Annotated in this window: 16 protein-coding genes; 6 read left to right on the plus strand and 10 right to left on the minus strand. The window is 70.5% G+C overall.

The window, feature by feature from the left end; translation table 11 throughout:
* The first annotated feature begins 236 nt into the window (after nucleotides 1-236).
* Both JG616_RS01545 and JG616_RS01550 read left to right on the plus strand, forming a co-directional pair.
* Nucleotides 237-2,315, plus strand: a complete 2,079-nt coding sequence (locus JG616_RS01545) for a M13-type metalloendopeptidase (protein ID WP_199391931.1) — start codon at nucleotides 237-239, stop codon at nucleotides 2,313-2,315.
* A gap of 209 nt (nucleotides 2,316-2,524) precedes the next feature.
* Entirely contained in the window at nucleotides 2,525-4,531 is a 2,007-nt protein-coding gene (locus tag JG616_RS01550) for a M13 family metallopeptidase (protein WP_199391452.1), read from the plus strand.
* Between the two features lie 23 nt (nucleotides 4,532-4,554).
* Here JG616_RS01550 and JG616_RS01555 read toward each other — a convergent pair whose 3' ends face one another.
* Nucleotides 4,555-5,211 carry a rhomboid family intramembrane serine protease gene (locus tag JG616_RS01555; RefSeq protein ID WP_199391453.1) on the minus strand — a complete coding sequence of 219 codons (657 nt, stop codon included), beginning with the start codon at nucleotides 5,209-5,211 and terminating at the stop codon, nucleotides 4,555-4,557.
* 65 nt (nucleotides 5,212-5,276) lie between these two features.
* Nucleotides 5,277-5,609 carry an MGMT family protein gene (locus JG616_RS01560; protein ID WP_199362208.1) on the minus strand — a complete coding sequence of 111 codons (333 nt, stop codon included), beginning with the start codon at nucleotides 5,607-5,609 and terminating at the stop codon, nucleotides 5,277-5,279.
* Nucleotides 5,610-5,650: 41 nt separating this feature from the next.
* Here JG616_RS01560 and JG616_RS01565 point away from each other — a divergent pair, with 41 nt between their 5' ends.
* Nucleotides 5,651-6,061 (plus strand): hypothetical protein, encoded by a 411-nt coding sequence (locus tag JG616_RS01565; protein ID WP_199362209.1) that lies wholly within the window; start codon nucleotides 5,651-5,653, stop codon nucleotides 6,059-6,061.
* 31 nt (nucleotides 6,062-6,092) lie between these two features.
* Here JG616_RS01565 and JG616_RS01570 read toward each other — a convergent pair whose 3' ends face one another.
* Genes JG616_RS01570 through JG616_RS01580 form a run of 3 tightly spaced genes read right to left on the minus strand, consistent with a single transcriptional unit; the run spans nucleotide 6,093 to nucleotide 9,244 of the window.
* Entirely contained in the window at nucleotides 6,093-7,451 is a 1,359-nt protein-coding gene (locus JG616_RS01570) for a hypothetical protein (protein ID WP_199391454.1), read from the minus strand.
* Between the two features lie 28 nt (nucleotides 7,452-7,479).
* Nucleotides 7,480-8,607: an inorganic phosphate transporter gene (locus JG616_RS01575; protein ID WP_199362211.1), complete on the minus strand. Its 1,128-nt coding sequence runs from the start codon at nucleotides 8,605-8,607 to the stop codon at nucleotides 7,480-7,482.
* A 10-nt stretch (nucleotides 8,608-8,617) separates the two neighbouring features.
* Complete coding sequence (locus JG616_RS01580) at nucleotides 8,618-9,244, minus strand: DUF47 family protein (RefSeq protein ID WP_199362212.1); 627 nt, start codon at nucleotides 9,242-9,244, stop codon at nucleotides 8,618-8,620.
* 274 nt (nucleotides 9,245-9,518) lie between these two features.
* Between JG616_RS01580 and JG616_RS01585 the strand changes: the two genes are divergently transcribed.
* Both JG616_RS01585 and JG616_RS01590 read left to right on the plus strand, forming a co-directional pair.
* The gene (locus tag JG616_RS01585) at nucleotides 9,519-10,826 is read left to right on the plus strand and encodes a hemolysin family protein (RefSeq protein ID WP_199362213.1); all 1,308 of its coding nucleotides are present in this window, start codon (nucleotides 9,519-9,521) and stop codon (nucleotides 10,824-10,826) included.
* Nucleotides 10,819-11,448: an exopolysaccharide biosynthesis protein gene (locus JG616_RS01590; RefSeq protein ID WP_234446614.1), complete on the plus strand. Its 630-nt coding sequence runs from the start codon at nucleotides 10,819-10,821 to the stop codon at nucleotides 11,446-11,448. The genes JG616_RS01585 and JG616_RS01590 overlap by 8 nt, the downstream gene beginning before the upstream one ends.
* Before the next feature lie 16 nt (nucleotides 11,449-11,464).
* On the opposite strand, the gene JG616_RS01595 is transcribed toward JG616_RS01590, so the two are convergent.
* From JG616_RS01595 to JG616_RS01605, 3 genes are all read right to left on the minus strand, one after another.
* Nucleotides 11,465-13,594, minus strand: coding sequence for a GGDEF domain-containing phosphodiesterase (locus JG616_RS01595; RefSeq protein WP_199391455.1), 2,130 nt, complete (start codon nucleotides 13,592-13,594; stop codon nucleotides 11,465-11,467).
* Nucleotides 13,591-14,523, minus strand: a complete 933-nt coding sequence (locus JG616_RS01600) for a phosphate/phosphite/phosphonate ABC transporter substrate-binding protein (RefSeq protein ID WP_199391456.1) — start codon at nucleotides 14,521-14,523, stop codon at nucleotides 13,591-13,593. Before JG616_RS01600 ends, JG616_RS01595 begins: the two co-directional genes overlap by 4 nt.
* Nucleotides 14,524-14,593: 70 nt before the next feature.
* Nucleotides 14,594-15,361 (minus strand): RNA methyltransferase, encoded by a 768-nt coding sequence (locus JG616_RS01605; protein ID WP_199391457.1) that lies wholly within the window; start codon nucleotides 15,359-15,361, stop codon nucleotides 14,594-14,596.
* An 86-nt stretch (nucleotides 15,362-15,447) separates the two neighbouring features.
* Between JG616_RS01605 and JG616_RS01610 the strand changes: the two genes are divergently transcribed.
* A complete protein-coding gene (locus JG616_RS01610; protein ID WP_199362218.1) occupies nucleotides 15,448-16,272 on the plus strand; it encodes an inositol monophosphatase family protein in 825 nt (274 codons plus the stop codon).
* Nucleotides 16,273-16,928: 656 nt separating this feature from the next.
* Here JG616_RS01610 and secF read toward each other — a convergent pair.
* Nucleotides 16,929-17,894: a protein translocase subunit SecF gene (secF, locus tag JG616_RS01615; RefSeq protein WP_199362219.1), complete on the minus strand. Its 966-nt coding sequence runs from the start codon at nucleotides 17,892-17,894 to the stop codon at nucleotides 16,929-16,931.
* A 16-nt stretch (nucleotides 17,895-17,910) separates the two neighbouring features.
* Nucleotides 17,911-19,776, minus strand: a complete 1,866-nt coding sequence (gene secD / locus JG616_RS01620) for a protein translocase subunit SecD (RefSeq protein WP_199362220.1) — start codon at nucleotides 19,774-19,776, stop codon at nucleotides 17,911-17,913.
* Between the last annotated feature and the right edge of the window lie 34 nt (nucleotides 19,777-19,810).

A 19,810-nucleotide genomic window follows, 5' to 3' on the forward strand; every position in this document is an offset into this window, starting at 1 on the left:
CGGATAACGGGCTGCCGTGCGCCAACCGGAGCATCATACGTGAACGCGCCTGAATCCGACACCTGGCCCCGACGCAGCGGGGCGACCCGTGCGCATGACCTTCTGCACCCTGCGCCAGCCGCGGCGCAGGCGTACATTCGGTCCCCGGCCGCCCCCTGGGGGTGGCCGTTCCCTATTCCCATGCCCGCAAGGGCGGAGTCCGCATGAGTCACGCTTCCAAGTCCGCACCGAAGTTCCTGCTCCTGTCCCTGGCGATCGCCGGCGCCGTCGCCGGCTGCCAGCGCGACCCCGCGCCCGCCACCACCGTGCCCGCGGGCACCGCGCCCGAAGCCCCGGCCTTCACCCTCGACGAGTCGACCCTGCCGGGCGTGAACAGCTTCAAGGCCGCCGACTTCGACGCCAACGGCAACGCCTGCACCGACTTCGGCGGTTACGTCAACGGCACCTGGCTGGCGGCGAACCCGGTCCCGGGCGACCGCACGTCCTGGGGTGCCTTCGAGATGCTCGACGAGCGTTCGCAGGCGATCCAGCGCCAGCTGGCCGAGCACGCGGCCGCCGTCGAAGGCGCGACCGGCGTCGAGAAGATCGTCGGCGACCTCTGGGCCTCGGGCACCAATGCCGAAGCGATCAACGCCCAGGGCCTTGCGCCGCTGGAGCCCGAGCTGGCCGCCATCGCCGGCTTGGACGCGCCGGAGAAGATCGCCGACTACCTGCGCGCCAGCGCCGCCAAGGGCCAGTTCACCGTGTTCGGCTTCGGCCCCGAGGCCGACTTCATGGACTCGTCCATGAACATCGCCTACGCGTTCCCGGCCGGCCTGGGCCTGCCCGACAAGACCTACTACTTCGACGCCGACAAGAAGGACAAGCTCGAGGCCTACCAGGCGCACGTCGCCAAGGTGCTGGAGCTTTCCGGCGTGCCCGCCGCGGACGCCGCCACCCAGGCCGCCGACGTGGTGGCCTTCGAGACCCGCCTGGCCAAGGTGTCGAAGTCGAGCGAGGAGATGTCGCGCGACGTCGGCCTGTTCTACAACCCGGTCAGCCTGGCCGACGCCGACAAGCTCGCGCCCAACTTCACCTGGACGAAGTTCTTCGAGTCGCAGGGCGTGGCCGCCCCGGAGAAGTTCTCGCTGGCGATCCCCGGCTTCCACGCCGAGGTCAGCAGCATGCTCGGCGACGTCGCCCCGGCGACCTGGCAGTCCTACCTGCGCTTCCACACCGTCGACAGCGCCTCGCCCTTCCTGGCCGACGCCTTCGCCGACGAGAACTTCAACTTCTACCAGCGCACCCTGCGCGGCCAGAAGGAGCAGAAGGAGCGCGGCAAGCGCGTGCTCGACACCATCACCCGCCAGACCGGCGAGGCCCTGGGCCAGATGTACGTCGATGTCGCGTTCACGCCGGAGGCCAAGGAGCGCATGGAGACCCTGGTCGAGAACCTCAGCCAGGCGCTGAAGGCGCGCATCGAGAACCTCGACTGGATGTCCGCCGAGACCAAGGCCAAGGCCATGGAGAAGTGGGCCAGCTTCACGCCCAAGATCGGCTACCCGGACAAGTGGCGCGACTGGTCGGGCCTGGCGACGTCGCGCGACAGCTACATCGGCAACCTGCTGGCCGCGAACGCGTTCAACTACAAGTGGATGCTGGGCAAGATCGGCAAGCCGGTCGACAAGACCGAGTGGGCGATGCCGCCGCAGATGGTCAACGCCTACTACAACCCGCTGGCCAACGAGATCGTGTTCCCGGCCGCGATCCTGCAGCCGCCGTTCTTCGACGCCAAGGCCGACGACCCGCTCAACTACGGCGGCATCGGCGCGGTGATCGGCCACGAGATGACCCACGGCTACGACGACCAGGGCAGCCGTTTCGATGCCACCGGCAAGTTCCAGAACTGGTGGACCGACGCCGACGCCAAGGGCTTCATGGGCCGCACGGACAAGCTGATCGCGCAGTTCAACGGCTACGAGGCGGCGCCCGGCCTGATGGTCAACGGCAAGCTGACGCTGGGCGAGAACATCGCCGACCTCGGCGGCCTGGCCACCGCCTACGACGCGATGAAGAAGGCGACCGAAGGCAGCGAGGACCCGATGATCGAGGGCCTGTCGCGCGACCAGCGCTTCTTCGCCAACTGGGCCACGGTGTGGCGCCGCAACTTCACCGGCGAAGAGCTGAAGGTGCGCATCGCCACCGACCCGCACGCGCCGGCGAATTTCCGCGCGATCGGCGCGCCGTCGAACCTGCCGGCGTTCGCGGCGGCATTCCAGTGCAAGCCTGGCGACGCGATGGTGCGGGAGGGCGATGCCCAGGTCGTGATCTGGTAATCCCGCTCCACCGGCATCACGGAAAGGCCCGGCATCCGCCGGGCCTTTTTTTCTGGCTCCTGCGGCACACTTCGCCCGGCACGACGCGCGCGGATCGCTGCACTACGCGGACCAGCACGTCCTGCCCAGCCGTGCAGACGCAGGTGGGGATGACCTCCGGCGGACCCCGGGCTTGCTAGACTCCGGCCGTCATTTCGCCGGACTCCCTCATGCCCAAGCACGCCCCCCTCGCCCTCGCGCTCAGCGCAAGCCTCGTCCTCGCCATGGTGGCCCCGGACGCCAATGCCCAGCGCCGCGGCGCCGCGCGCGCGCCGGCGGGTCCGACCGCCTGTGGCGACTTCTACGCCTTCACCAACAAGGACTGGCTGGCCGCCAATCCGGTGCCGGAGTCGGGCGCGGTCTCGGCGCTGGGCGAACTGCAGGCGCGGGTGCTGGAGCAGCAGCGCGAGCTGCTCTCCACGGCGATGAACGCGCCGCAGGGTGGCGTGCAGAAGCTCCTCGGCGACTTCTGGGCCAGCGGCCTGGACGAGGCCGCGGTGGAGGCGGACGGCTCCAACCCGATCGCCCCGCTGCTGGCCCGCATCAACGGCATCCGCCGTGCGAAGGACATCCCGCCGTCGATCGCTGCCCTGCACCAGGTCGGCATCCCGGTGGTCTTCAACTTCAGCGCCGACCTCGACCTCGCCGACCTCGACCGCCACATCGGCTACTTCGCCCAGGGCGGCACCGGCCTGCCCGACCCTGCCTACTACACCCGCGAAGACGCGGCCGCGCGCGAAATCCTCGGCCTCTATAACGCCTACGTCCGCCGCATCCTGGCCCTGACCGGCACCGCCGAGGCCGACCTCGAGGCCGAGTCCCAGCTGGTGATCGACCTCGAGACGCGCATCGCGCGCGCATCGCGCCCGGTCGCCGACCTGCGTGACCCGCGCCGGAACTACGCCCCGGTCCCCACCGCCGACCTGGGCAAGGCCTACAAGCGCCTGCAGCTCGACGACTTCCTCGCCGCCCAGGCCGTGGCCGACGACACCGTTTCGATCGCCAACCCCGAGCTCTTCGCCACCCTCGACGGCCTGGTCGGCAGCCTCAAGCCGGCGCAGTGGAAGACCTACCTGCGCTTCCATGTCGGCGACGCGATGGCACCCTACCTCTCCAAGGGCTTCCGCGACGCCGCCTTCGACTTCCGCGGCCGCGTGCTGCGCGGCGAGTCCGCGCAGCCGTCGCGCGAGCACCTGGTGCTGCACGCGATCAACCACGCCGCCGGGCAGATGCTCGCGCGCGAATACGTCGGCCGCCACCTGCCGGACGCCAACCGCAGCCGCGCCGAGACCATTGCCGTGCAGGTGCGCGACGCCCTGAAGCGCTCGGTCGGACGCGCCGCGTGGATGGACGACGCCACGCGTGCCGGCGCCATCGCCAAGCTCGACGCGCTCAGGATCGAGATCGGCGCCCCGGTGCGCGACATCGACTACACCGTGCAGCCGATGGGCCGCGGCAGCTTCGGCGGCAACATGCTGATCGCCTCGACCTGGCAGCACCGCGAGGAGATGAAGCGCATCGGCCGTGGCAACGCCCAGCGCCGCTGGCCGCTGCAGCCGCAGGAGCCCGCGCTGGCCTACGACGCCGCGCACAACCGCCTGCTGGTGTCGGCCGCGGTGCTGCAGGCGCCGGTGCTGGACATGTCCCGGGACGGCGCCGCGCACTACGGCAGCTTCGGTGCCATGGTCGCGCACGAGCTCAGCCACGCCATCGACGGCAAGGGCCGCCACCTCGACGCCCGCGGCGAGATCCGCGACTGGTGGACGCCGGGCACCGCCACCGCCTGGACCGACCGCCTGAACGCGCTGTCCGCGCAGTACGGCAACTACGACTACCCGGGCCTTACCGGCCGCAAGCTCAACGCCAGCCTGACCGGCGAGGAGAACGCCGCCGACCTGGCCGCGGTCGAGATCGCCTGGGACGCCTTCAGCCAGGCGCAGCCGGAAGCCGCGAAGGAAGGCCGACAGGCCTTCTTCGCCGCGTGGTCGGGGCTGTGGCGCGAACAGGTGTCGCCGGTGGTCGCCGAGCAGCGCGCCGGCACCGCGCTGCAGGCGCCGGGCCAGTGGCGCAGCAACGGGCCGCTGTCCAACCTGCCCGCCTTCAGCGAGGTCTACGGCTGCAAGGCCGGCAACGCCATGTTCCGCAAGGACGAGGAGCGCGTCAGCCTCTGGCGCTGACGCCCGGCAGGCGCGGGCGCGGCCTAGAAGTGCCGCGCCCGCGTCGGGCCGCGACGGAACGGCGGCTGGCCGCGCCAGTAGCGGATCAGCAGCCAGCCGAACAGCATGCCGCCGAGGTGTGCGAAGTGGGCCACGCCGGACTGGGTGCCGGTGATCCCGAGGTAGAGCTCGACCACGCCGTAGACGATGGCCAGCGTGCGCGCCTTCATCGGGATCGGCGGGATCAGCAGCATCACCCGCTGGTGCGGGAACAGCATGCCGTAGGCCAGCAGCAGGCCGAACACGCCGCCCGAGGCACCCACCGTCGGATACGGCAGGCCGCCTTCCAGCACCGCCCAGCTGGCCACGCCCAGCTGGCACAGGCCGGCGCCGGCCACGCAGACCAGGAAATAGGTCAGGAAGCGCTTCTGCCCCCAGACGTACTCGAGCTGGGCGCCGAACATCACCAGCGCCAGCATGTTGAACAGCAGGTGTGCGAGGTTGCCGTGCAGGAAGCCATAGCTCAGCAGCTGCCAGGGCAGGAAGCCCGGGACGCCGGCGGCCTGGGCATAGGCTTCCATCCCCATCGGCCACAGCATCAGTGGCGCGAACAGCGCGCTGCCGAGCAGCTTCTGCAGCAGGAACACGCCGGCGTTGGCGATCAGCAGCGCCTTGGTGACGGGGGGGAGATTGGTCAGCATTCGGGGTCCTCGCGGGCAACCCCCATGATACCGGTTGGGCCGCAGGCGCCCGTCGTCGCGGGCGCTCAGCCGGGACCCCAGACCTCGCTGTCGAGCGAACGCGCGGGACGCGCCGTGCGCACGCGTCCGGCGACCACCTCCACGCCCTCCGCGCGCAGGCGTCGCGCCTGCTCGCGCCACGGGTCCGAATCCGGCGGGAAGGCGATCCGCCCGTCGCTGCGCAGGACCCGATGCCAGGGCAGCGCGGGGTCCTCATTGGCCGCCAGCAGCTTCGCCACCCAGCGCGCCCGCCCCGGCAGCCCGGCGCGGCGCGCGACCTCGCCGTAACCGGCGACTTCGCCGCGCGGAATGCCGCGCACGGCGGCGAGGATGCGCTCTGCAGGGTCGACCGGAGCCATTGCGCTAGGATAGCGACACGTCCCGACGCGGGGGTTCCGCCATGCAGAACTTCGAACAGGTCCGCCGCCATCTCGGCAGCAACGGCTTCCGCACCACCGTCAGCGAGGCCTTCGTGGTCGGCGTCGAGCTGAGCCTGGACGCGGGCCGCCGCCACCAGTCGATCTTCCTGTCCGAACTCCAGGACGATGACGGCCGCTGCTACCTGCGGGTCAGCACCGCGGTGGCGCCGATCACCGGCGTCGACGCCCGCCGCGCCCTCGCCTACAACTGGGACAGCCGCGTCGGCTACCTGGCCATCGGCCAGCTCGATGGCGTGCCCTACCTGCAGCTGTGCGAGAACCGGCCCTACGACGGCCTGGACGCGGCCGAGGTCGGGCGCCTGGTGCTGGAGATCGGCGGCATGGGCGACCGCCTGGAGCGCGTGCTCAGCGCCGACGGCGACTTGCTCTGACACCCGCGTCGGGCCTGCCCGGCGGCGCGGCTCATTTGCACTCGAACAGCGCGATGGTCGCGGCGTCGGCAGGCGTCGGGTCGAAGATCACGTTCTGCCGACCGACGAAGCCCGCCGCCAGCACCATGGCGACGAATGCGAGCGCAGGCACGGCCAGCGACCGGCGCGACAGGTTCCACTGGCGGTCGCGAAGGCCGACCCCGGCGACCACGGCCAGTGCGAGCAGCAGCGGCAGCATCGGGAGCGTGAAGCGAAGCTCCACCGCCGAAGGCAGGGTCACCGCCGCCCATGCCGTGAACACCAGCGCCGGCATCCAGCGCGGGCCGAGCCTGGTGGCCTGCGCCAACCGGGTCCATCGCAGGTAGAGCCACATGCCGGACAGGCCGGCGAGCAGCAGGCCGATGGACAGCAGCCGGAACAGCCACTGCAGCGGTGGGTCGCGGTCCCGGACGTAGGCCGGCAGGAAGTCGAAGTCGAAGGCACCGACCAGCTTCAGCGCCAGCGTGCCGGCGCCGCGCGCGGGATGGCGCAGGTACCAGCCCAGTCCGTCCACGTCTCCGGCCGTCCCGGTCGCCAGCGGGTTCGGGTAGAACATGCGCGGATCGTCTTCGGGCACCGGGCTGGTGCCGTACTTGAGGTTGGTGATCCCCCAGATGATCTGGCCCGCGCGGAGGTCGCCGACCGGCAGCGGCGTCGCGCGGTCGAAGTGCAGCTGGTTGATCGCGACCTGGGGGCCCAGCGCGAGGAAGGGCATCAGCAGCGCCAGCACGACCGCTCCCAGCCCCTCGCGCCAGCCCCTGCGGGCGGCGAAGGCAACCAGAGGCGTGAGCAGCACCAGGTAGACATAGGCCGGCCGGATGGCGCAGGCGGCGCCCGCCATGGCGCCGGCCAGCGCGATCCATGCCCAGCGGTACCGTCCGGGTCGCGCGCCCGAAACCATCGCCGCCAGCCAGACATTGAAACAGGCGAGCGCGGCGCCGTCGGTCAGCGACACGCCGACATAGGGCAGCACGAATGGATTGCAGGCCAGGAGCGCGAACAGCAGCAGGGCCGGGGCGGGCCTCCCGACGAAGACGCGCGCGCCCAGCAGCGCGCACGAGCCCAGGTGGAGGATGAACTGCAGGACGAACAGCAGCGGCGCCGCCCCCAGCGCCAGGGTTGCCGACAGCTGCAGCACCAGCATCAGCATGGCCGGGTAAAGCCAGGTCCGCATGTTCGCGGCGTGGTGCCCCGCGAAGATCCCGCCCTCCCCGTAGACACCGGCGATGCGCCAGTAGGCTCGCGCGTCGTGGCAGACCGGATGCGCATGCACCTCCAGGTAGAAGACCGACGCGATCGCCAGCGCGAGCAGGACGACCGCGGCGACGATCCAGCCCGCGTGGATGCGCATCACCCCGCCACGCGGGACCGCGCGCCGCCTACAGCCACCCGAGCCAGCCCAGCAGCCAGTACAGCCCGTACGCGATGCCGCCCGACATCGGGATGGTCAGGATCCAGGCGCCGATCATCTTCTCGACCACCGTCCAGCGGATGGCATTGAGCCGCTTGGCCGTGCCCACGCCCATGATCGCCGAGGAGATGTTGTGCGTGGTCGACACCGGGATGCCCAGCGACGAAGCCGCCAGGATCACCGAGGCCGCACTGGTCTCGGCCGCGAAGCCGTGGATCGGGTGCAGCTTGACCAGCTTGTGGCCCAGCGTCTTGATGATCCGCCAGCCGCCGGCGGCGGTCCCCGCGGCCATCACCAGCGCGCAGCTGATCTTGATCCAGGTGTCGATGTCGCCTTCGGCCAGGGCGCCTTCGGACGGGTGCAGGAAGGCCAGCCACGGCGGCAACGCGTCGAGCGTGCCCGCCGACTGCGCGCTGACCAGCGCCAGGGCGATGATGCCCATGGTCTTCTGCGCATCGTTCATGCCGTGCGCGAAGCCCATGCCGGCGGCGCTGACGATCTGCGCCTTGCCGAAGAATCCGTTGACCCAGCGCGGCCGTGCGATGCGCGCCAGCACCCCGCCACTGCGCGCCATCATCGAGATGACGAAGAACAGCACGCCCATCATCAGGAAGCCCGCGGCGAAGCCGAGCACCGGCGAGCTGACCATCGGCACGATCACCTTCCACAGCACGCCGGCGCTGTTGTAGACCGGCTCGGCCGGCTGCGACCAGATGATCGAGTCCCAGTTGTTGGAGGTCGCCGCCAGCGCGGCGCCGATCAGGCCGCCGATCAGCGCGTGCGAGGACGAGGACGGCAGGCCGAACCACCAGGTGATCAGGTTCCAGGTGATGCCGCCCAGCAGCGCGCACAGGATCAGCTGCGAGCCCACCTCGACCACGCCGGCGTCGATCAGGCCGGACGCGATCGTCTTGGCCACCGCGGTCCCCGCGAGCGCGCCGATCAGGTTCATGCCCGCGGCCAGGCCCACCGCCTGCATCGGCGACAGCACCTTGGTCGCGACCACGGTGGCGATCGAGTTCGCGGTGTCATGGAAGCCGTTGATGTACTCGAACGTCAGCGCGACCAGGATGACCACCAGCACCAGGGTAAGCATGGTGCCGGCCTCAGCTGTTCTTGAGCACGATTTCGTAGGCCACGACGCCCGCCTCGCGGCAGCGGTCGATGGCCTTCTCGAGGATCTCGAAGAACTCCTTGAGCAGGAACATCTCGCGCGCGTCGAGCTTGCCGGAGTAGATGTCGCGATACAGCTCGAGCATCAGCCGGTCGGCCTCGTTCTCCAGCGCGCGCAGCTCGTCGTTGAGCGCCTTCATCGGCTCCAGCTTCAGGTGGCGCAGCTGCCGGACCATCTTCACCACGACGCCGGCGGCCTGTTCCAGCATCGCCGCGCGCGGCGCGAAGTCGATGTGCTCGAGGTGCGCGGTCGCCAGCGCGTAGCGGTCGGCGAACTTCTCGATCTGCTTGGGGATCTTGTACAGCGCCGAGCCCAGCGCCTCGATGTCCTCGCGCTCGATCGGCGTGATGAAGCTGTCGACCAGGGCCTGGCTGATCTTGTTCGAGGCCTCGCGTTCGCGCAGGCGCGCGAGCTTGAAGGCATCCAGCGCCGGCTGGCGGTCGGCCTCGCGCAGCATCACGTGGAGCGCGGTGGCGGCGTCCAGCGCGGCCTGGGCGGCCTCCTCGAGCAGCGTGTAGAACTGCTTGCCTTGGCCGAACATGGTCTGCAGGGAAAACATGGCGCGTCGCCTCTTCCGCGGGGGGCTGGGGAACTGCCCGGGATCGCGGGCCGCGGAATTATGACGGTATCGTGACCATCCGCCCAGCCCGCGCCACTCATCGGGACGCCGCGGCGGACTGGTATGATCCCGCCGTGCGCGCTGCGCACCCCGCCCCGGAACACCATGGACGACGACCCTAGATCCCCGCAGCGCCGCCTGCACCCCCGCTGCGCCGCGCTGCCCCCCCGGTTACACCCGCTTCCGGCCCGACGGGCCAAGGACGCCGGTCGCGATGATTGAGCTGATCGTCGTCATGGCGCTGATCGCGCTCAACGGCTTCTTCGCCATGTCGGAGATGGCCCTGGTCACCTCGCGCCTGCCGCGCCTGCGGCAGATGGCCGAGACCAGCCGTGGCGCCCGCGCCGCGGTCAAGCTGGCCGAACACCCCGACAACCTGCTGTCCACGGTGCAGATCGGCATCACCCTGATCGGCGTGCTGACCGGCCTGCTCGGTGGCGAGGCCATCGGCCTGCTGGTCGCGGACTGGATCGACGACGTCGTCCCGGCGGCCGCCGAGTACGCGCGCCCGATCGGGCTGGGCACCGCGGTCGGCCTGATCACCGCCGGATCGGTGATCTTCGGCGAGCTCATCCCCAAGCGGCTGGCGCTGACCAATGCCGAGACCATCGCCAGCATGGTCGCGCTGCCGCTGGAGTTCCTGGCCACGGCGGCCAAGCCGGTGGTCTGGCTGCTCGGCGCGATCAACCGCGGCGTGCTGCGCCTCCTGGGCATCCGCGACGACGAGCGCGGCGCGATCTCCGAGGAGGAGATCCGCATGCTGGTCAGCGAAGGCCATGCCCAAGGCGTGATCGATGCCGACGAGCGCAACATGATGCACCGGGTGATGGCGCTCGGCGACCGCCAGGCCGAGAGCCTGATGACGCCGCGCACCCGCATCGCCTGGCTCGACGCCGCCGAGACGCTGGACGAGAACCTGGCCACGATGCGCGAGACGCCCTTCTCGCGCTATCCGGTGTATCGCGGCAGCGACGCCGAAGTGGTCGGCATCCTCGAGGTGAAGTCGCTGATCGACCGGCTGCGTACCGGTGACTTCGACCTGTTCGAGCAGCTGCGCGAGCCGCTGTTCGTGTCCGAGTCGACACCGGCGATGAAGCTGGTCGAGATCCTGCGCGAGGAACAGCAGTCGCTGGCCCTGGTGGTCGACGAATACGGCGACGTCACCGGGATCATCAGCGTCAACGACGTGCTCGAGGCGGTCATCGGCCGCACCTCGAGCGGCGAAGGCGCGGATGCCCATCCGCTGGTGGTCGAGCGCGACGACGGCTCGCTCCTGGTCGATGGCGCGCTGGGCGCGGACTCGCTGCGCGAACTCCTCGACGGCAAGGCCCTGCCCGACGGCGACGACCGCGACTACAACACCGCCGCCGGCATGACCATCGCCCACTTCGGCCGCATCCCGAGCGTCGGCGAGCACTTCGAATGGGCCGGCTGGCGCATCGAGGTCGTCGACCTCGACGGTCCCCGCATCGACAAGCTGCTGCTGCAGCGGATCGATGCCGCGTCCGTCGGCGATGGCTGAGCCGCACGCGCCGCCGCCGCGCGCCACCGCGCGCGCGGTGCTGGCCGCGCTGGCGGCGGGTCCGGCCGACGACGTCGTGACCCTGAGTTCGATGCTGGAAGGCCTGGGCGGCAGCCTGTTCGGCATGCTGCTGTTCATCGCCACCCTGCCCGCCTTCCTGCCGATCCCCGGCGTCGCCGGTGCGCTCAGCGGACCGCTGGTGATCCTGGTCGGACTGCAGCTGCTGGTGCTGATGCGCCGCCCCTGGCTTCCGCGCGTGGTCGCCCGGCGGGGTCCCAGGCGCGGCACGCTGGCACGCTTCGAGCACCGGATCTCGCCGTGGCTTGCGCGCCTGGAGCGCCTGGTGCGACCGCGGCTGCCGGGGATGATCGACCACCCCGCCGCGACCTTCTTCACCGGCCTGCTGCTGGTGCTGCTGGGCGTGCTGCTGGCGCTGCCGATCCCGTTCACCAACTACGTCTTCGGCGTGCTGCTGCTGGGCTATGCCTTCGCCCTGCTGGAGCGCGATGGCGCGCTGATGCTGGTGGTCTGGGGCGCCGGGCTGGTGGCGATCGCGGCCTTCGGCGCCGCCGGCGGCACGCTGGGCGCGCTGGCGGTGGACTGGATCACGCCCGGCCGCTGAGGCCCGCCACGTCGCCTCAGCCCAGCAGGCCGCGGAAGTCGTGTCCGGTCATCGGGTGGCCCAGCCAGTAGCCCTGGGCCAGGTCGCAGCCACGCTCGCGCAGCACGTCGTACTGGCCTTCCTTCTCCACGCCCTCGGCCACCACGGTGATGCCCAGCGAGTGCGCCATGGCGATGATCGCCGTGGTCAGCGCCAGGTCGTCGGGATCGCGCAGCACGTCGGCGATGAAGCTGCGGTCGATCTTGACGCCGTCCACCGGCACCCGCCTCAGGTGGCTCAGGCCGGAGAAGCCGGTGCCGAAGTCGTCCAGCCAGACCTTGACGCCGGCATCGCGCAATCGCGCCAGGAGGCTGCTCACGCGCAGCTCGTCGCCGATCACCGCGGTCTCGGTCAGCTCGACGTGCAGGCAGGCCGCCGGCAGCCCGATGTCCTCGAGCACCTCGTCGACGACCGTCGCCAGGTCGCCGTTGCGCAGCTGGCGCGGCGAGACGTTGACCGAGACGAAGAGTTCGCAGCCGGGAAAGTCGCGGCGCCACTGCATGGCATCGGCACACGCCGCGCGCAGCACCTGCGGGCCGATGGTCTCGATCAGGCCGCTCTGCTCGGCCACGTCGATGAACACCGAAGGCGCCACCGCGCCGTACTCGGGATGCTGCCAGCGCAGCAGCGCCTCGGCGCCGACCAGCCGGCGGTCTTCGAGCCGGTACACCGGCTGGTAGGCCAGGCTGAGTTCGCCGCGCTCCCAGGCGCCGCGCAGGTCCTGCTCCATCCGCACCCTGCGCTCCACCGCCTGGTCCATCGCCCGGCTATAGAAGCGGTGGCAGTTCTTGCCGGCGACCTTCGCCTGGTACATCGCGATGTCGCCGTTCTTCATCAGCATCGTGGCGCCCACCGCGTCGTCGGGGAACACGGTCACGCCGATCGAGGTGCCCAGGAACACCTGCCGGCCTCCGACCACGATCGGCCGGCTGAGCTCGGCCACCAGGGTCTCGGCCAGGTGGCCGGCCACCTCGCGGATCGGGTCGGACGCATCGACGTCGGACTCCACCAGGATCACGAACTCGTCGCCGCCGAAGCGCGCCAGCACCGCGCCCTCCCCGCCCAGGCGGTCCACCTGCTCGGAGATGCGGTTGGCGAACTGCACCAGCACTTCGTCGCCGGCGTCGTGTCCCAGGGTGTCGTTGACGCGCTTGAAGTCGTCGATGTCGGCGAACAACAGCGCAAGCTGACGGCCGGCGCCGTGCAGCTCCATCAGCCTGCGGTCCAGCGCCTCGCGGAACGCGAGCCGGTTGCCGAGCCCGGTGAGCGCATCGGTGTAGGCCATGCGCCGCATGTCGCGGTCGTGGCGGGCGATGCTCTCGCGCATGCGACCGAAGGCACGCACCAGGTCGCCGACCTCGTCGCTGCGGCGGCTGTCGGGCATGCCGGCCACGAAGTTGCCGCCCTCGATCTGGCGCGCGGCATCGGCCAGCTCGCGCACCGGGCGCACGAGGGTGCGCTGCACCAGCATGCCCAGCCCCACCGCCAGCAGGACCAGGCCGGCCATCAGGGTGGCGATCCAGCCGGCGTGGCGCTGCCCGATCGCGGTCAGGCGCGCGCCCATGCCGGCGGTGGCCCGGCGCTCGTCGTCGATCACCGAGGCCAACGAGTAGCCAAGCCGCAGCCCGCCGAGGCGCACGTCGCCGATGTACAGCGGCACCGCGACGTCGAGCACCTCGTCGCTGGCCTGGATGTGCGGCGAGCGCGCGGTCACCACCTCGAAGGCCATCGGGTCGTCCATCACCTGGCCGTAGGTGCGGATGTCGCGCGAGCCGTCGTGGATCACCGCGCCGTCGTTGTCGTAGACCAGGGCATAGGCGACGTCGGGCTGGCGCAGCGCGGCGCGCAGCAGGCTTCCGATCTCGTCCAGGTCGAAGTAGTACAGCGGGTTGACCAGGCCGCGGGCGGTCTCGACCGCAGCGGCTTCCGAGCGTTCGGCCAGGCGGTCGAAGGCCAGCGCGTGCATCGACTCGCGGCCGAGGTCGAGCACTTCGCTGCGCATCACTTCCTGGCGGTGCAGGACCACCGCCACCACGGCGAGCACCGCGAGCACGGCCAGGACGAGGGAGGCGAGGAAGCGGGCGTACAGTCCGCCGCCCGCCCTCATTCGATCACCTTGCCGACGTTGGCCACGCCGGCGCGCAGGAGGTCGAGCGCGCGCGCCGTCTCGGCGTCGATCGGCAGGAAGCGCGTGGTGCCGAAGAAGCGCTGCAGGGCCTCGCTGGCCGCGGGGTCGTTGGCCGCGCCGGCCAGCACCTCGCGCAGCCGCGCGGCGATCGCCGGCTCGAGGTCGCCGCGCACCATCTCCAGCCCGCGCGGAAAGGCGGCGGTGGAGTGGAACACGACGAGGTCGCGGCGGTAGCTCTCGGGCATCCGCTGCACGCTCTCCCAGTCGAGGTTGCTGAAGGCACCAGCGTCGACCAGGCCCTTGTGCACCCAGGTGGAGATGTTGAGCTCGGAGCGCGCGAACAGGTAGCCGATCGAGCCTTCCGCCGGCCGGTCGGTCGGCGACAGCAGGATCTCGAGTTCCAGTCCGCGGCCGATCAGGGTCATTGCCGGCACGAAGTAGGCACTGGTCGAGCTGGGATTCTGGAACGCGATGCTGCGCCCGCGCAGGTCGGCCAGCCCGGCGATGCCGCTGTCACGGCGCGCGATGAACACCGTGTGGTACGCGCCGACGCCGTCGCGCTCGGTCAGCAGCAATGGCGTGGCACCGGCGCGCGTCTGCAGCGCCATCGCGCTGCCCGAGGTCTCGGTGACCCAGTCCACGCGGCCGCGGCGCAGATAGCTCTCCATCTGCTTGCTGTCGCGCGCCATCAGCACGCGGCCCTCGCGGATGCCGACATCGGCCATGCGCGGCACCACGTAGTCGAGCAGCTGGCGCAGCTGGTCGTAATGCGCGGCGGGATCGTCGCTGATCCGCCCGAGCACCAGCACCCCCGGCTCGGCGGCCGCCACGGGGGCACCGAGTGCCGGGACACAGAAGGCGAGCGATGCAGCCATCGCGAGCAGGAGCTGGCGGAGGCGGCGGGGCATCTTGCGTGTGCTCGCACCGTGCAGGCGGGGAATGCCGCAGGTTAGCCGAAAACATGACCGCCAGCACATATCAATCCGGTTCCCGGCCCGCCAGCCTCGCCATGCGCTGGGCGTCCGCAAGCACCCCGCGCAGCAGGCGCACCTCGCGTTCGTCCAGGTCGCAGCGCAGGAAGATCCGGCGCAACTTGCGCATCGCCGACTCGGGTGCCCGGCCCTTGTGGAAGTCGATCACGTCGAGGGTCTCGCCGAGCTGGTCGAAGAGGCCCTCGAGCTGGGCATGGCTTGCCGGCGCCTCGCGGTGGCCGTCGCCGCCGCCGGTCGGCAGCCCGGCGCGCTCCAGGGTCGCCACCCGCAGCTCGTAGGCGAGCACCTGCACCGCCGCGGCCAGGTTCAGCGAGCTGTAGCCCGGATTGGCCGGGATATGCACCGCCGCGTGGCAGAGCTGCAGCTCGTCGTTCTCGAGCCCGGTGCGCTCGCGGCCGAAGACCAGGGCCACGGGCGCGCCCGGCAGCGCCGCATCGAGCAGGCGCGCCGCGCCCGCGCGCGGCGACAGCTCCTCGAGCTGGATCCGTCGGCTGCGCGCGGTGCAGCCCAGCACCAGGCTGCAGTCGGCGACCGCCTCGGCGAGGCTGCCGACGATCGTCGCGCTCTCCAGCACATTGTCGGCACCGGCCGCCATCGCCACGGCGTCGGCGTGCGGGAAGCGCTCCGGCGCGACCAGCACCAGCCGCTCCAGGGCCATGGTCTTGATGGCGCGGGCAGCCGAGCCGATGTTGCCCGGATGCGACGTGCCGACGAGGACGATGCGGACTTCGCCCGCTGGCTGGACGGTGTTCATGGGCGCGAATGGTAAACTGTGCGGCGGCCTCGAGCCGTCCCGCTCTTTCCCCCTGCTGCCCATCCCAACGCCGGAGCCCCCCTGCGATGCAACAACCTGCCGTCAACATCATGGTCAAGGCGGCTCGCGCCGGTGGCAACATCCTGCTGCGCCACATGCACAAGCTCGACGCGATCAACGTCGTCGAGAAGGACCGCATGGACTATGCCAGCGAGGTCGACCGGCTCGCCGAGGCGGCGGTGGTGAAGGAACTGCGCCGGGCCTATCCGGAGTACGCGGTGCTCGGCGAGGAATACGGCGAGCAGAAGGGCAGCCGCGGCGCCAGCCGCTACACCTGGGTCATCGACCCGCTCGACGGCACCAGCAACTACCTCCGCGGCTTTCCCCACTGGTGCGTCTCGATCGCGCTGTGCGAAGGCCCGGAGCCGCTGCACGGGGTGATCTTCGATCCGCTGCGCAACGAGCTGTTCACCGCCACCCGCGGCGGCGGCGCGCAGCTCAACGAGAAGCGCATCCGCGTGGCCGAACGCAAGGACCTCACCGGGACGACCATCGCCACGGGCTTCCATCCGCGCGAGCGCCAGCGCACCGCCGCGCAGTTCGACGCGCTGCGCCAGGTGCTGTCGGTCGCGGAGGACGTGCGCCGCACGGGTTCGGCCGCGCTCGACCTGGCCTACGTGGCCGCGGGGCGCCTCGATGGCTATTTCGAGGCCGGGGTGCAGGCCTGGGACATCGCCGCGGGCATGCTGATGGTGCGCGAGGCCGGCGGCAAGGTCACCGACTACAAGGGCGCCGTGATGGGTCCTGTGCACGTGGCGATGCACAGCCGCCAGATCGTCGCCGGCAACCTGCGGGTGTCCGAGGCGCTGCAGAAGAACATCGTCGCCTCGGGCTACGCCGCGGCGTACTGAGCCTCGCGTCAGCCCCCTGCCCGGGAGCTTTGCGGCGGCGCTGCTTCACGACTTGTCCGGTGTTGTCTGTGGGGGCGGAGCCTTGTTCAGGGCGTTCGCCCCGATCCGGTCGCTTCGTGATGATCCGCGCCGCCCGTCCCGCGCGCAGGGGGTGTGCTCCCCCGTCCTGTCCGCATCCTGCTCCCAAGGCCGGCCGCCGGCCATCCATGGCCGGCTGTACGCACACCCCCTGCGCGCGGGACGGGCACCCGCTTTCGTCGGCTTCGGAGCGGACTTCAAGAGCGTCGACTCAGACCGCGTAATGAAGCCTCAAGGGCCAAGCCCGCCTTACACTTGGCAGTTCTGCGATGCGGCTGCGGCCGCTGCACGCCGGACGCAGCGCCTGCACCACGGCGGCCCGCGGTTCCTGCTCTTGCTCTTGCTCCGGTTCACCGCGCCCCGCATCGCTTTGGCGCGTGGCCTGCTGACGGGAAGTCAAGGAGGAGATGCCGGCCCGACGGGCCGGCATCGGGGGACATGAGCGGCAGCAGGCCATGCGTCGAAGCGCCGCGGAGCAGGCAGCACCTGCGCGTTGCCTCCCCCGGAGAGCAGCCACAAAAAAACCCCGCCACGAGGCGGGGTTTCCTGTTTGCTGCCGTGGCTGCCGTGCCAGCGCCTCAGGGCCTGCGGGCGAGCTCGGCTTCGTCGCGCGCCTTGGGCAGCAGGTCCTGCTTGGTGACCCTGAGGAAACCCATGGTCAGCAGCGGACAGGCCACCAGGATCGACGACAGCGTGCCGATCACGATGCCGGCCATCATCGCCAGCGACATGCCTTCCAGCGAACCGCCGCCGTAGAGGAACAGCGCCAGCACGGTCAGGAAGGCCACCACCGAGGTGATGATCGTGCGCGACAGCGTCTGGTTGATCGAGGCGTTCAGCACCTCCATCGGCGGCGCGCGCATGCTGCGGAAGTTCTCGCGCACGCGGTCGAAGACCACGATGGTGTCGTTGATCGAGAAGCCCATCACCGACAGCAGGCCGGCGAGCACGGTCAGGTCGAACTCCTGGCCGCTGATCGCGAACCAGCCGGCCACGATCAGCACGTCGTTGAGTGTGGTGACGATGGCCGCGACCGCGAACTTCCATTCGAAGCGGAAGCCGATGTAGATCAGGAAGCCGACGACCACGAACAGCACCGCGTACAGGCCGTTCCAGGCCAGGTCGCGGCCAACCTGCGGCCCGACGAACGCGCTGCTCTGGATGGTGGCGCTGTTGCCCTCGACCGACGCCGCTTCCAGCACTTCGGTCGCGGTGCGCGAGGTGGCCTCGGCGCTGGTCTCGCCATCGCGCGGCTGCAGGCGCACCAGCAGGTCGCTGCCGCTGCCGAAGGTCTGCACCTGTGCGCCCGGATAGCCGGCGTCGGCCAGGCGCTCGCGCACGCCGTCGACGTTGGCCGGCTGCTGGAAGCGCAGCTCGACCACGGTGCCGCCGGTGAAGTCGAGCGCGTAGTTGAAGCCCTTGCCGGCGATCGCGCCGATGGCGACGACGGTGAGCAGCACGAAGGCGGCCACCGACACCCAGCGCAGGCGCATGAAGTCGATGTTCGGGGTGGCCGGGATGAGGCGCAGGGGAAAGATGTTCATGTGTCGTGTGCCCGCGTCAGATGGCCAGGGTCTTGAGCTTGCGCTTGCCGCCGTAGACCAGGGTGGCGATGCCGCGCGAGACGGTCACCGCGGTGAACACCGAGGTCAGGATGCCGATCACCATGGTCACCGCGAAGCCCTTGAGCGGGCCGGTGCCGAAGGCGAACAGCGCGATGCCGGCGAGCAGCGCGGTCATGTTGGAGTCGAAGATCGTGCCCGAGGCCTTGTCGTAGCCGTTGGCGATCGCCGCCCTGGGCGGCATGCCCGCGCGCAGCTCCTCGCGGATCCGCTCGTTGATCAGCACGTTGGCGTCCACCGACATGCCGATCGACAGCGCAAGTCCGGCGAAGCCCGGCAGCGACATGGTCGCGTTGAACACGCTCATGATCGCGACCACCATCAGGAGGTTGAGCAGCAGCGCGACGCAGGTGAACAGGCCGAACATCCGGTAGTAGATGCCGAAGAACAGCAGGGTGAACACGAAGGCGTACAGCACCGCGGTCGTGCCGCGCGCCACGTTCTCCTTGCCGAGGCTGGGACCGACGATGCGCTCTTCGATGAAGTCCATCGGCGCGGCCAGCGAGCCCGAGCGCAGAAGCCGCGCCAGGCCGTCGGCCTCGGCCTTCTCCAGGCCGGTGGTCTGGAACTGCTTGCCGAAGACGCCGTTGATGTTGGCGACCGAGATCACCTCTTCGCTCACGCGGAAGCTGCGGACGTCCTCGCCCGCGGCGTTCGTGGTCACCTGCGGCACGCGCTCGATGTACACCACCGCCATCGGCTTGCCCACGCTCACCGTGGTGAAGTCGAACATGCGCTGGCCGCCGAGGTTGTTGAGCGTGACGCTGACCGCGGGCATGCCGTTCTCGTCCAGCGTCGACTGCGCGGCGACCATCTGCTCGCCCGACGCGATCACGCGCTTGGACAGCAGCACCGGGATCGGCTTGCCGTCGATGCCGGTCTCGCGCCGGTAGTAGACGCGTGCTTCCGGCGGGACGCTGCCCGAGGCCACGGCGTCGTAGGGGTCGCCATCGATCACCGCGCGGTATTCCAGCGTCGCGGTGGCGCCGATCATGCGCTTGGCTTCGGCGGTGTCCTGCACGCCCGGGAGCTGCACGACGACGCGGTCGTTGCCCTGGCGGGTGATCACCGGCTCGCCCACGCCCACTTCGTCGACGCGGTTGCGCAGGGTGGTGATGTTCTGGTCGATCGCGTCGGCCGAGATCTGGTTGAGCTCGGTCTCGGGCACGCGGATGGTGATGCGGCTGCCCACGGCCTCGCGCAGGAGCGTCGGCTGCGCGGTGGCCAGCAGTGTCATCGCGCGGTTGGCGTCGGCGGCGTCGCTCAGCTGGGCCACGGTCGTGCCGGTGGCGTTGCGCTCGACCGATTCATAGCGGATGCGGTTGTCGCGCAGGATCGCGCGGACCTCGTCGGCGTAGGCGTCCAGGCGCTTGTCCAGCGCGGCCTTCTGGTCGACCTGGAGCACGAAGTGCACGCCGCCCTGCAGGTCGAGGCCGAGCAGCATCGGCTTGGCGCCGAACCAGGACAGCCAGTCCGGCACGGTGGACGCGAGGTTGAGCGCGACCACGTAGTCTTCGCCGAGCACGGGGCGCAGCGCGTCCGCGGCGCGGGTCTGGTCGTCCAGGTCCAGCAACCGGACCATGCGCTCGCCCTCGCCTTCGGTGTCGACCGACTTCGGCGTCACGCCGGCCGTCGACAGCGCCTGGTCGATCTTCGCGTCCAGTTCGACGCCGGTGGCGGCGCCGCGGTTGGACGTGATCTGCACCGAGGGATCCTGCGGGTAGATGTTCGGCAGCGCGTAGAGCGTCGCCAGCAACACCACGAGGAGGATGGTGACGTACTTCCAGCGGGGAAATTCGAGCATGGTCAGGTCTTGCGCGAGGTCGTCCCGCGGGCGG

The sequence above is a fragment of the Luteimonas sp. MC1895 genome (assembly GCF_016457215.1).
GTDB lineage: Bacteria > Pseudomonadota > Gammaproteobacteria > Xanthomonadales > Xanthomonadaceae > Luteimonas.

What these genes read in the sequence shown, in the direction of transcription:
- JG616_RS01605 (WP_199391457.1), bottom strand. Translation starts at nt 15,361, where the DNA reads ATGAACACCGTCCAGCCAGCGGGCGAAGTCCGCATCGTCCTCGTCGGC.
- JG616_RS01585 (WP_199362213.1), top strand. Translation starts at nt 9,519, where the DNA reads ATGATTGAGCTGATCGTCGTCATGGCGCTGATCGCGCTCAACGGCTTC.
- secF (WP_199362219.1), bottom strand. Translation starts at nt 17,894, where the DNA reads ATGAACATCTTTCCCCTGCGCCTCATCCCGGCCACCCCGAACATCGAC.
- secD (WP_199362220.1), bottom strand. Translation starts at nt 19,776, where the DNA reads ATGCTCGAATTTCCCCGCTGGAAGTACGTCACCATCCTCCTCGTGGTG.
- JG616_RS01555 (WP_199391453.1), bottom strand. Translation starts at nt 5,211, where the DNA reads ATGCTGACCAATCTCCCCCCCGTCACCAAGGCGCTGCTGATCGCCAAC.
- JG616_RS01565 (WP_199362209.1), top strand. Translation starts at nt 5,651, where the DNA reads ATGCAGAACTTCGAACAGGTCCGCCGCCATCTCGGCAGCAACGGCTTC.
- JG616_RS01570 (WP_199391454.1), bottom strand. Translation starts at nt 7,451, where the DNA reads ATGCGCATCCACGCGGGCTGGATCGTCGCCGCGGTCGTCCTGCTCGCG.
- JG616_RS01580 (WP_199362212.1), bottom strand. Translation starts at nt 9,244, where the DNA reads ATGTTTTCCCTGCAGACCATGTTCGGCCAAGGCAAGCAGTTCTACACG.
- JG616_RS01595 (WP_199391455.1), bottom strand. Translation starts at nt 13,594, where the DNA reads ATGAGGGCGGGCGGCGGACTGTACGCCCGCTTCCTCGCCTCCCTCGTC.
- JG616_RS01560 (WP_199362208.1), bottom strand. Translation starts at nt 5,609, where the DNA reads ATGGCTCCGGTCGACCCTGCAGAGCGCATCCTCGCCGCCGTGCGCGGC.
- JG616_RS01590 (WP_234446614.1), top strand. Translation starts at nt 10,819, where the DNA reads ATGGCTGAGCCGCACGCGCCGCCGCCGCGCGCCACCGCGCGCGCGGTG.
- JG616_RS01600 (WP_199391456.1), bottom strand. Translation starts at nt 14,523, where the DNA reads ATGCCCCGCCGCCTCCGCCAGCTCCTGCTCGCGATGGCTGCATCGCTC.
- JG616_RS01550 (WP_199391452.1), top strand. Translation starts at nt 2,525, where the DNA reads ATGCCCAAGCACGCCCCCCTCGCCCTCGCGCTCAGCGCAAGCCTCGTC.
- JG616_RS01610 (WP_199362218.1), top strand. Translation starts at nt 15,448, where the DNA reads ATGCAACAACCTGCCGTCAACATCATGGTCAAGGCGGCTCGCGCCGGT.
- JG616_RS01575 (WP_199362211.1), bottom strand. Translation starts at nt 8,607, where the DNA reads ATGCTTACCCTGGTGCTGGTGGTCATCCTGGTCGCGCTGACGTTCGAG.